Consider the following 10,803-nt stretch of genomic DNA (forward strand, 5'->3'; position numbering starts at 1 on the left):
CGGCCCACGTGCGGGACGACCTGGACGGCCGTGGCGCCGGCGCCGATCACCGCGATCCGCTTGTTGGCCAGGCCGGTGAGGCCGCCGTCCGGTCCCCCCGGTGTGGCCGTAGTCCCAGCGGCTGGTGTGGAAGGTATGCCCGGTGAAGGTCTCGATGCCGGGGATCCCGGCGCTGGCGTTCCGCGCGGTACCGCTCGCGCAGGGCGTCGGTGTCGAAGTCGAGTTCGTCGGGGACCTGCGGCGGGAGCATCGACATGCTGGCCCTTCTCGCATCGGTGGCGAAGTGCCGCAGGCCACAGCGCTTCGGCGCGTTTTAAATCAACTGACTGATTTAAAACGCTACCAGCGATGGCCGGACGCCCGTCTACGCAGGTGCCGCTCGTGCGGTCGCCGCTCGCCGGAAGTCCACTTCGGACTCATGGCGGCAGCGCGGGTCAGCTGCGGTGGTTTGGCGCGAGTTCGCCGGTAACGACGTCCTCCAGCGGACGCCGCGGGGTGGCTGGCACGGGGGAGCCGTAGCCGATGCGCAGCACGATCTGCGGCCACAGACCGCGGCCGAGGAGTTCGCGCAGTTCCCGGCGGGTGTCCGGGATCTCCACGACCTGCGAGAGGAACGAGCTGGCCAGCCCGTTTGCCGTCGCGGTCAGCAGAACCCGCTGCATGGCCATCCCCGCCTGCAACTGCGCATGCCGCGAATCCTGGAACGAGCCGAGGACGCAGATCAACGGATCGGGCTCGAAGTCCTTGCCCGCCACGCGGGTGCGCGCATTGCCACCGCTGAAGTCCCGCAGCACGAACTCGTCCTGGGGCTCCGGAGTCGGTCCGCTCTTGCGTGCCGGAACGCCTTCGCGCGCGTCGTCGGCTCGGCCGGTCCAGCGCGCCCACTCGGCGGCGAAGTCCGGGTCGTCGAGCTGTATCTGGTGCGCCTGCCGGCTCAACTCGCCCAGCTTGTGCCGTTGCGAGTGGTCTAGGACGGCCAACCAGCCGCGCTCGGCCTCGGCCGCCTGGCGGAGCTGCTCCTGCAGCACGGTCGGAACCGGATCTTCGTGGAACGGCTTGCGATTGGTCCGGCGTTTCGGAATCGCCGCCGCGAGCTCGCGCTCCGCCGGAGTCGCAGGTCGTTGCGCGCACGTGCGCACGGTCGCCAGCAGCGTGGGTCGCTCGTGCTCGGGGAACTGTCGGACGTCCGGCGCTGCTCCGAGAGTGCGGATCGCCAGCCTCAGGTTCAGCAATGCCGCTCCGCAGGCCAGCACGAGCTCGCGGTGCTCGGGATCGGCGGCCTTCAGCGCGCGGGAGGGATCGGCGTGCAGCTCGATCGCGGTCGGCGTGCAGTGGAACCGCCAGGGCTGGGTGTTGTGCAGAGATGGGGCGGCGGTGGCCGCGATCAGGACCTCACGGACCTCGTCGGCGGTCAGGCTGCCCACTGGTGTGATGCTCGTGTTCATCGTGACCCCTCCGTCGCCCCGATGCTCTTCCAGCCTGTCGGCACACCGGCGGATCAGGTAGAGCCGATGGTCACCAGCCCGTCGGTGACGAAGTGCTCTGACGTCCGGATGCGGCGGTGGCGCAATCTGGAGGTCAAGCTTGAGGGGGACTTGTTATGTCCGTGACCAGCAGCGGCGCTGTGGTGGTGGGGTTCGACCTGTCGGAGTCGTCGCGGCGGGCAGTGCGGTGGGCGGCCCGGGAATCCGCCGGCCGAGGCCGATCGCTGCTGCTGGTCCACGTGCTGACCTGGCCGTTCGAGGAGCACGCTGCGATCAGGGTGCCGGGGGAGGGCAACGTGGTGGAGCCCCTCCAGCAGGCGCTGCGGCGCGAGCTCGCCGAGCTCGTCGAGAAGTGCCACGAGATCGACCCCGGGATGGAGGTGCGCAGCGAACTGCCGTTCGGCGATCCGGTCCAGGTGCTCGCCGCGATGGCCGTCGATGCCGAGCTGCTGGTGCTCGGCGGGCCGCAGTTGGAAGCGGCGATCGGCTTGGGTGCAACCTCGGCGGAACTGCTGGCCACGCGTGGTGGTTCCCCGGTCGTGGTGGTCCGCGACGGCCGCGACCTCGCGGAATCGGCGCCGGTGGTGGTGGGCGTGGACGGTTCGGCCACCAGCCGCGCCGCGATCGGCTTCGCCTTCGACTTCGCTTCCCGCAACCACTGCGATTTGGTGGGCGTGCACGCTTGGAGCGATCTGCCGCTGGATCCGTTCTCGTGGGTGGGCAAATGGGAACTGCCGTGGTCGGAGGTACGCGAGGAGGCCGAAGGGCTGATCGCGGAATCGCTGGCGGGCTGGACCGAGCAGTACCCGGACGTCAAGGTCCGGCGCGTGGTCACCCCGGAGAAGCCCAGGCAGGCGCTGCTGCGCGAAGCGGAGGAAGCGGCGCTGCTGGTCGTGGGCAGCCACGGTCGCGGTCGCGTCCGTCGCAGTCTCCTCGGTTCGGTGAGCCATGCGATGGTCAACCGCGCGCCCTGTCCGGTCGCGGTCCTGCGTGCAGCCTGATCGTCCACTGTGGATTTTTGAGTGCTTCGGAGCAGCACCCCGGAGCACTCACAAATCGTCAGACCACGGCCAGGAACATCACGCCCATCCCCGCGGTCATCGCGGCGTGGCAGGTCGCTTCGTAGGCGGCTTCGCGCTGCGGCCGGGTCTGCGCCTTTCTGCCGATGTCCACCGCAGCGGACAGCCATGGCAGCGCGGTCAGGACGAAGTAGCCGCCGAGCAGCAGGAACACCACGGCAACCCAGTTCGCCGGCGTCGGATCCGGTGCCGAAGCCAGGATCCCGGAGCCCATCGAGTGGTGGTGGACGTGCCCGGAATCGCTTTCCCCGTGCGACATAAGCGACGGCATCGCGGCCAGCATCCAGCACATCCCTGCCGCCATCACCGCGTGGTGCGCGTGCTGCCAGCGGCGGTGCCCGGTGCACCAGCCGATGTTGGCGGTCAGCGCCAGGAACCACACGGCCATGAGCGCGAACAGCACCAGTTGCGGAGCCACGGGGATCGTCATGCCCCACGGCCAGCACATCGCCACCATCGCCGCGCTCATGACGACGTGCCAGGCAGTGCTGATCCGCACTGCCGGGCCACCAGGGATCTCCCGGTCCTGCTCGGTGAGCCGGCCGGACATGGGTGAGATCGGTTCCGCCCGGACGATCCGGTGCAGGCCCCAGAGAGCGGAGGCGGTGAACAGGACGGTCAGGATCCAGCGGAGCAGCAGAGATTCGACCACGGTCAGACTCCCGTCGTGCGGCGGGCGCCGAGTGCGACGTCGACGGCCAGGAACAGCAGCAGCGAAGCGCCAAGCAGCGGCAGCGCGTACGCGATGAACGCGGTGGCGAGGATGATCGGCGCCAGCACCCGGCCGGGCACGCGTCGCCACACCCCGCGTTCCGGTGGGGAGCCGAAACCGCGGGTCGGCCTGCGCAGCCACCACATCCGGTAACCCCAGGCCACCATGCTGATCAGCCCGATCGCCAGCGCGGCGAGCACGAGCTGGTTCGGCAGGCCGAACAACAGCCCCATGTGCGCGTCGACGCCCCACCGGGCGAGCTTGGCCATCAGCGAGAAGTCGGCGAAGCGCTGCTCCGACACGACCTGCCCGGTTCCCGGATCCACCGCGACCGAGTCCAGCTGCGTCGGCCAGTGCCGCTCGGTCTGCGTGACCGTGTAGGCGCCATCGCTGGGCGCGGTGATCTCCACCGGCCCGGCAACGCCCCGCTCGATCGCAGCAGCGTGCACCCGGTCGAAGCCGACATCGCCGACGGCGGGATGCGGCAGCTCGGTGGACACGGTCGGCGTCTCCCACGACAGTGCGGAGCGCACCTGACTGACGTTCTCACCTGCGAAAAGCGACCAGGTCAAACCGGTCGCGGACAGGAACAGCAGACCCGTGCATGCCCACAGGCCTACCGAACCGTGCCAGGACAAGACCCGCCGCCGTCCTTCACCGCGGAGTCGAGGAGCGACCAGCGAGCGGGCGTTGTTCCGCTTGCGCCGCACCCACATCAGCAGCCCACCGAGCGCCACCACCCACAGCCAGCTGGCGGCCAGCTCGCTGTAGAGCCGGCCGAAGTCACCGAGGTGCAGGTTGCGGTGCAGCTGGTCGATCCAGGTGCGCACCGGCAGCGCCTGGCTGTTGCCGTAGGTCTCCAGCACCCCGCGAACCTCGGCGGTGTGCGGGTCGACGAACACCGTGCGCCGGTCGCTATCGGACGACGCGTCGGGGTCGTTGAAGATCACCTGAGTGGTGTCGGTGGGCGTCGGTGCCGGGCGCACGGCGTTGAGCTCTGCGCCGGGCAGCGCGTAGCGCGCGGCGTCGATCTGGGTTGCCAGCGACTGCGTGGTCGGGCCCGGTGGCACGTGCAGTTCGTGGTCGTAGATGACCCGCTCCAGCTGCGGGGTGAAGATGTAGAGCAGCCCGGTGAGCGCGGCCACCACCAGGAACGGTCCGACGAAGACCCCGGCGTAGAAGTGCAGACGCCGCACCAGTGGTCGCAGAGCGGGCCACCACGACTCGTCTGCTCGCTGCGGTGGTTCCGCCGTTTCCCGGACGGTGGACTCCTCGACTGACATGCTGCTCCTCGCCCTGATCGGCATCGTCGGATTAGCAGTCGTGCCGGAGGGCACCGCGGTTCCCAGCGATTTGGCGAAGCGTCCGAACGGGTGTGCGTTACCGGACAGGAAAGCCTGCTGCGCAAGCATTCTCGCTGGGATGATCCGCCGGTAACCTGCATGATCATGAGCCACCCCGCGGTCGAGGACGCTCCACTGACCGATCTCGCCCTGGCAGCGGGGCGCGGTGACCGGGCCGCGCTGGAGGCGTTCGTGCGTGCCACGCAACGAGACGTGTGGCGCTTCCTGGCGCACCTCGCCGCCCCCAGCAGCGCCGACGACCTGGCCCAGGAGACCTACTTGCGCGCTCTTCGCAGCCTGCCCCGCTTCGAAGGACGTTCCTCAGCGCGGACCTGGTTGCTCGCGATCGCCCGCCGGGTAGCGGTCGATCAGGTGCGCTACGAGCGCGCGCGGCCGGTGTCCCCGGTCGACGCTTCGACGGTGGAACGTCCGCAGCGGGGCAGATTCGAGGAAATCGTCGAGCTCAACGTCATGCTCGACGGCCTGGACCCGGAACGCCGGGAAGCGCTGCTGCTCACCCAGGTGCTGGGACTTTCCTACCAGGAGACCGCCGAGGTGTGCGGCTGCCCGATCGGTACCGTGCGCTCCAGGATCGCGCGGGCGCGGGAGGACTTGCTGGGGGATCGCCGTCGACGGTCCGAAGAAATCGGGTGAGACCGGGAACTACGGGAACGCGGGCGACGACTGGATGGACGTGGACTGTTCGCACTTTCGCGAGGGGATCTCAGCGCGGGTGGACGCCGAGGAGCCGCAGATCCCCGCGGCGGAGCTCGACGAGCACCTGGCGTGCTGCGCGGAATGCCGGGAGTGGCAGCGTGGTGCCGTCGAGCTGACCAGGCGGCTGCGCATCCGCCCGGCCGAACCGGTGCCGGACCTGGTCAGTGGGGTGTTGGCGGCGCAGCCGACCCGACGGCGCTGGCCGCGGCTGCTGCTCGGATGCGTGGCGGTGTGCCAGCTGCTGCTCGGATTGGTGCAGGCGACCGGCCTGGTCGCCTTCGGCCACGATGATCATGGCGCGTCGATGAGCGCGCACCTGTTCAACGAGAGCACGGCCTGGAACATGGCGCTGGGCGTCGGCCTGCTGTTGAGCGCGGTCCGGCCGCGGACGGCCTCGGGCCTGCTGCCAGTGCTTTCGGCCTTCCTGGTGGTGCTGACCGGCTTCAGCGTGGTGGACCTGCTCAACGATTCGGTCCCCGCGGCGCGACTGCTCTCGCACGGCTTCCTGGTCGCGGGGTTGGTGCTGCTGATCGTGGTGCGCCACGACCACCGCAACGCTCCGAGGCCCGGCACTGCCGAGTCGCCAGGTCAGCGCGCGAGCACCGGTGGGGCGGCCGAGCCGCCGGACCAAGATGACGAATCGGAGCGTCACCACTTGCGTCCTGTCAGTCGCCATGCAGCGTGACGTGTGCCATTCGGCCCATTGCGGGTGGATTGGGGCTTGATCTCGCGCGCCGACTTGGGCAAGCTGTGCGGCGCAGAACGGGCGAGTCGGGGTCCGGCGTGGTGGCCGGAATGCGTCCGGTGGAAACCAGCTCGCCTGGAGGCGCACCAATGCTCACCCCCGACGACGTGCTCGACGTTGTCTTCGCCAGGGCATGGCGACGCGAACGTGGCTACGACGAAGCAGAGGTCGATGCCTTCCTGAAACGAATCGTGGCGACGTTGCGCGGCAAGCGGGCGGTGACCGCGCGCGACGTGCTGACCGTCGAGTTCAGCCCGCGCAAGCGCGGTGGACGCGCCTACAAGAGGACGCAGGTCGACGCGTTCTTGGACAAGGTGGCGCTGACGCTGATGAAGCGCGAGGTCCGAGCGTCCCAGCGCGCGGAGCGAACCGCTGTGCGGACGCGCCGCACCGAGCTCGCAGAATCACCGGAGCCCGAGATCGTGCGGCGCGCCGAGTTGGTACCGCCGAAGACCGAGGTCGTGCGGCGGAGCGCGCCGGTACCGCCGAAGACCGAGGTCGTGCGGCGGAGCGAGGCGTCGGCCGAGCCGAAGCCGACCGACTTGGTGCCGCACGCGGGCTTCGACCAGGCCGGACCGCAGCAGGCAGCGCTGGACAAGGCCGAGGTGGACGCGTTCGTGGATCGCGTCTCGGCGACCTTGCGCGGAGACGACACCTTGACCGCGCAGGACCTGCTGACCGCCCGGTTCAACCCGCCGAAGCCGGGCCACCCCGGATACCAGGAGGCCAGCGTGACGGCGTTCCTGGTCATGGTCTCGACCAGCATCAAGCACCTGTCGCCGCGCAACCGCGTCATCCCGGCGCAGCGCATGCCGATAGCCCAAGCCTTCGGCAGGGTGCGCGACACCCCCCAGCTGACCGCGGAAGCGATCAGCGGCGTGGTGCTCAACGAAGTACCGCAGGGGGAGCTCGGCTACGACGTCGACCAGGTCGACGACCTGCTCGACCGCGTGGCGGCAACCCTGCGCGGCGCTGATGCGATCACTGCCACCGATGTGCGCTTCGCGGAGCTGCGCGAGGTCGAAGCGGGCGGCTACGAGCCGGACGAGGTCGATCTGCTGCTCGACCTGATCGCCGAACACCTCGACACCGCACCAGCGCCGGACCCCGCCTAGCCCGCGTCGACCAACCGCTGCAGCGCGTCGAATGCCTGAGCGGCAAGGGGTTCGAGCGCTGCGGCGGTCTCCTCGGCGGACTGCCCGGCGAGCGTGCGCCGCTGCACTTCGCGGAACAACGTCCGGTGCGCGGCGATGGCGTGCGCGGCGGTGAGCTCGGCGGTGAACTCGTCGAACTCGTGCGCCAGCACGGCCGCCAGAGCGGTTTCCTGCTCCTCGTGGATCTCCCGCAGCCGGGCCAGCAGGGTGGGGCTCTCGGCGATCAGCCGGGCGAACTTCCGGCTGGAGAAGCCGAGCATCGCATCGCGCTGCGCCAGGTCCTCGAAGTAGGTGCGGCGCAGCGATACCCGGATGCCGGGGAGGCGTAGCGCGAGGTCTGGCCGACCGAGGACTATCACCTCGCCAGGGCCGAGCTGTCCACCACCATCCCCGAGGACGACCTGTTCGCCGGTGTGCCGAAGCTGGTCAGTTCCAGGTCATCTTGAGCTCGCACTGGAAGTTGACGTACCCGGCGCGGTGGAAGGCCTTCGCCATCGGCGTGTTGCCGAGATCCGTGGCCGCCCGGATGCGGGGGACGTCCTGCTCTACGAGTACGCGGGTGCCTTCGGCGAGGATGTCGTCGATGTAGCCGTTGCCGCGGTGGGCGGGCAGGACCGCGATGTAGGCGATCGTGGCGTTGTAGCCGTTATGCGTCGGGATGACGAATCCCATCGGCTCACCATCGGGCAACGTCGCGATGCGCCACCAGTTCTGTGGGCTGGTGCAGCGGGCGAATTCGCTCTCGTACTGCTCGACGGCCGATTCACGAGCGGACATCCAAGTCAGGTCGTCGCGGGAATGCGCGTCCAACGTTCCATCCAGGACAGCGGTCATCAGGTCCAGGAGCTCGGCGGTGTCCTCGACCGGTCGGAACCGGAGACGCTGGCTGGGCTCGGGAACAGGCGATCCTGGACGCCATTCCAGGCGCAGCCGCTCGACGAAGAACTCGGCGCCGACCTGCTCCAACACGGCCATGCGATCGTCGACGACCTGCTTGCTCGCCGGGGTTTCCCGCCAATCCGGCGCGACGAAGCGGCTGTACTCGGGAGGATGCGACCCGGCCGGCAGAGTGGCGTCCATAGCGGTCCGCAGGAGCTGCACACCGATGTTCACGCGATCGGATTCCGCCGCGACGTCCACGACGTCGAGGATCACGGGTGCATCGTCGCCCGGTCGGCTCCACCAGGCCACCCGCGCCAACAGCTCGTCGCCGCGCAGCGCAACCCACATCCACTCTGGACGTCGGCGCCGGGTGGCCAGGTCGTCGGCCAGCTCCTCGTTGAGCGAATAGGGGATTCGGCAGAACAGGTCGAGCTCGGCGACTCCGGTGATCGGACGCATGGTGACGTCATGTTGCGCGGTCAAGGCACCCTCCAGCGACGGCGCCGTCCGCACGCCTGGCCGTGTCGGCCCCGGGGGAGAACAAGCGCGATGATCGCGAAGATGATAGATCCGCCAGCTCCGGCTGTCGCCACATTTTCCGAAAACCGGTTGCCCATCACCGGATTCTGGATAGCATGACCCCGTACGACTGCGAAACCCGCACTCGCGCAGGCCTGGCCGCTGCACTGGCCGTCGCGCGAAGCTTCGGCCTGCCGAGCGGAGATCCGCAGGTCGTGTCCGATCGGGGCAACTTGGTCGTGCGCTTAGCTCCAGAGTCCGTCGTCGCCCGTGTCGCCACGTTGACCGCGTGAACCCGCAGCGACCCGTCGGCCTGGCTGGTCCGGGAAGTCTCCGTCGCTGTGCATGCGGCTCGGCGAGGTGCAGCAGTCATCCCGCCCGCGTCCGGAGTGGACCCGGGGCCGCACGAACACGACGGGTTCTGGGTGAGTTTGTGGAGCTACTTGCCGTGCTCACCGCAGCGGCGGGCGGGCGCCGTGGTCAGCGGCGAGTCACTGGCCCGATTGCACCTCGCGCTCGCCGACCATCAGGACGAGTTGCCGTGGTTGACCCCGACCACGGACCAGATCAACGACGGCCTCACCGCGTTGGAACGAGAACACGTCCTAGCTCCGGACGAACTGAAAGTGCTGCGAACGCATCACGAGGCAGTGCTCGCGGGGCTCGACGGAATCGGTGGCACCGCTGGAGTCCTGCACGGCGATGCTCATCCGGGCAACTTGCCGCTGGCGGACGGGCAGTGGCGGTGGACGGACTTCGAGGAGGCCTGTCGCGGGCCCAGGGAGTGGGATCTCGCAGTGCTGGCCGGGAACCTGGGCGCCGATGCTCCCGCCGCGCTCCGCGCATACGCCGAGGTTATCGGCGAAACACCTTGCGAACCAGCAGATCTCGCCCCGTTCCACCGCGCACGCGAACTCGAAGCGCTGGTGTGGTTCCTCGGCATCGCGTATCTGGACCCGGATCGCTACGCAGCCCGAGCTCGCGCCCGATTGGCCGAGTTCCTGGGGCGTTGACGTCGGCCCGGCGGAGCGTTCCGCCGGGCCATCACGCGGATCAGGTCAGCTTGATCTGGCGGTTGACGTCCTTGTACAGCAGGTAGCGGAATTTGCCGGGGCCACCGGCGTAGCAGGCTTGCGGGCAGAAGGCGCGCAGCCACATGAAGTCGCCCGCCTCGACCTCCACCCAGTCGTCGTTGAGCCGGTACACTGCCTTGCCCTCGAGGACGTAGAGACCGTGCTCCATCACGTGCGTCTCGGCGAACGGGATCGCCGCGCCCGGCTGGAACGTCACGATGTTGACGTGCATGTCGTGCGCGAGGTCGTTCGGGTCGACGAACCGCGTGGTCGCCCAAGCACCGTCGGTGTCGGGCATCGGCGACGGCTCGATGTCCTGCTCTTGCACCGCGAACGCCTTCGGCGTCGGGACGCCTTCGATCGGCTCGTAGGCCTTGCGCACCCACTGGAAGCTGGCCACCGCGTCGGACTCGTTGGCCACCGACCAGTTCGCCCCGGCCGGAAGGTAGGCGTACCCACCCGCGGTCAGCTGGTGCTTCTCGCCCTCGATGACCACGTCGAGGGAGCCGGTGAGCAGGAACAACACCGACTCCACACCGCTCTCCGGCTCCGGTTGCGTGCTGCCGCCGCCCGGTGAAACCTCAACGATGTACTGCGCGAACGTGGTGGCGAACCCGGCGATGGGCCGAGCGAGGATCCACGAGCGGGTGTTGGTCCACCCCGGCAGGTTGCTGGTGACGATGTCGCGGAGGACCCCGCGCGGGATGACGGTGTACGCCTCCTTCACGACGGCCCGATCGGTCAGCAGCGTCGTCTGCGACGGCAGGCCACCTTCGGGGGCGTAGTACGTCGGCTCGCTCAACTTGCAACTCCTGTCCTGATCGACATTCGCACGCTGCCGCGCAGTACGTGCCGGGTGCGCCGCGCTCGGAGCGTTCGAGACGACCACAGCGTAAGCCCCGAAGCCCCGAAAGGACACCCTCAGCACATCACAATCACAAGCCCATGACCCGCACCTAATCGGTTTGGCCAACCCGTCCCGCCACGCGCCATCGGCTCGCGGCTCGTCCTGACCGAGCGGGTTCTGGAGGTGCGACCGCCTCGCTGCGTGTTGGGCGTCGCCGAAGCCCGCGAGGCCGAATCGTGGGACACGGT

12 protein-coding genes and 1 pseudogene are annotated in these 10,803 nt (G+C 69.1%); 7 read left to right on the plus strand and 6 right to left on the minus strand.

The features are described from left to right. Positions 1 to 434: 434 nt before the first annotated feature. Positions 435 to 1,445: an Acg family FMN-binding oxidoreductase gene (locus ACWCO2_RS27400; RefSeq protein ID WP_450130651.1), complete on the minus strand. Its 1,011-nt coding sequence runs from the start codon at positions 1,443 to 1,445 to the stop codon at positions 435 to 437. Positions 1,446 to 1,600: 155 nt separating this feature from the next. Between ACWCO2_RS27400 and ACWCO2_RS27405 the strand changes: the two genes are divergently transcribed. Continuing rightward, positions 1,601 to 2,485, plus strand: a complete 885-nt coding sequence (locus tag ACWCO2_RS27405) for a universal stress protein (RefSeq protein ID WP_450130652.1) — start codon at positions 1,601 to 1,603, stop codon at positions 2,483 to 2,485. A gap of 58 nt (positions 2,486 to 2,543) precedes the next feature. Here ACWCO2_RS27405 and ACWCO2_RS27410 read toward each other — a convergent pair whose 3' ends face one another. Next, entirely contained in the window at positions 2,544 to 3,215 is a 672-nt protein-coding gene (locus ACWCO2_RS27410; protein ID WP_450130653.1) for a DUF5134 domain-containing protein, read from the minus strand. Positions 3,216 to 3,217: 2 nt separating this feature from the next. Beyond that, entirely contained in the window at positions 3,218 to 4,558 is a 1,341-nt protein-coding gene (locus ACWCO2_RS27415; RefSeq protein ID WP_450130654.1) for a PepSY-associated TM helix domain-containing protein, read from the minus strand. A 165-nt stretch (positions 4,559 to 4,723) separates the two neighbouring features. Between ACWCO2_RS27415 and ACWCO2_RS27420 the strand changes: the two genes are divergently transcribed. The 3 genes from ACWCO2_RS27420 to ACWCO2_RS27430 all read left to right on the plus strand — a co-directional run bounded on the left by ACWCO2_RS27420 (position 4,724) and on the right by ACWCO2_RS27430 (position 7,195). Then, a complete protein-coding gene (locus tag ACWCO2_RS27420; RefSeq protein ID WP_450130655.1) occupies positions 4,724 to 5,272 on the plus strand; it encodes a sigma-70 family RNA polymerase sigma factor in 549 nt (182 codons plus the stop codon). 79 nt (positions 5,273 to 5,351) lie between these two features. Further along, positions 5,352 to 6,020 (plus strand): zf-HC2 domain-containing protein, encoded by a 669-nt coding sequence (locus ACWCO2_RS27425; RefSeq protein ID WP_450130656.1) that lies wholly within the window; start codon positions 5,352 to 5,354, stop codon positions 6,018 to 6,020. 149 nt (positions 6,021 to 6,169) lie between these two features. Continuing rightward, positions 6,170 to 7,195 carry a DivIVA domain-containing protein gene (locus ACWCO2_RS27430; protein WP_450130657.1) on the plus strand — a complete coding sequence of 342 codons (1,026 nt, stop codon included), beginning with the start codon at positions 6,170 to 6,172 and terminating at the stop codon, positions 7,193 to 7,195. On the opposite strand, the gene ACWCO2_RS27435 is transcribed toward ACWCO2_RS27430, so the two are convergent. Then, on the minus strand, positions 7,192 to 7,593 hold the full coding sequence (locus ACWCO2_RS27435) for a hypothetical protein (RefSeq protein ID WP_450130658.1): 402 nt from the start codon (positions 7,591 to 7,593) through the stop codon (positions 7,192 to 7,194). The two genes, ACWCO2_RS27430 and ACWCO2_RS27435, sit on opposite strands and share 4 nt — an antisense overlap. On the opposite strand from ACWCO2_RS27435, the pseudogene ACWCO2_RS27440 reads away from it, so the two are divergent. Continuing rightward, positions 7,564 to 7,680, plus strand: a pseudogene (locus tag ACWCO2_RS27440) (mycothiol conjugate amidase Mca); the annotation flags it as partial. The gene ACWCO2_RS27435 and the pseudogene ACWCO2_RS27440 overlap by 30 nt on opposite strands. Here the strand turns inward: ACWCO2_RS27440 and ACWCO2_RS27445 are convergent. Continuing rightward, positions 7,661 to 8,599: a GNAT family N-acetyltransferase gene (locus ACWCO2_RS27445; RefSeq protein ID WP_450130659.1), complete on the minus strand. Its 939-nt coding sequence runs from the start codon at positions 8,597 to 8,599 to the stop codon at positions 7,661 to 7,663. The pseudogene ACWCO2_RS27440 and the gene ACWCO2_RS27445 sit on opposite strands and share 20 nt — an antisense overlap. 152 nt (positions 8,600 to 8,751) lie before the next feature. Between ACWCO2_RS27445 and ACWCO2_RS27450 the strand changes: the two genes are divergently transcribed. Both ACWCO2_RS27450 and ACWCO2_RS27455 read left to right on the plus strand, forming a co-directional pair. Further along, complete coding sequence (locus tag ACWCO2_RS27450; RefSeq protein ID WP_450130660.1) at positions 8,752 to 8,928, plus strand: hypothetical protein; 177 nt, start codon at positions 8,752 to 8,754, stop codon at positions 8,926 to 8,928. A gap of 24 nt (positions 8,929 to 8,952) precedes the next feature. After that, entirely contained in the window at positions 8,953 to 9,648 is a 696-nt protein-coding gene (locus ACWCO2_RS27455; protein ID WP_450130664.1) for a phosphotransferase, read from the plus strand. Positions 9,649 to 9,688: 40 nt separating this feature from the next. Here the strand turns inward: ACWCO2_RS27455 and ACWCO2_RS27460 are convergent, their stop codons facing one another. Beyond that, positions 9,689 to 10,510 carry a bifunctional allantoicase/(S)-ureidoglycine aminohydrolase gene (locus ACWCO2_RS27460; protein ID WP_450130661.1) on the minus strand — a complete coding sequence of 274 codons (822 nt, stop codon included), beginning with the start codon at positions 10,508 to 10,510 and terminating at the stop codon, positions 9,689 to 9,691. Positions 10,511 to 10,803 lie beyond the last annotated feature (293 nt).

It is taken from the genome of Saccharopolyspora sp. NPDC002376 (genome assembly GCF_053593195.1).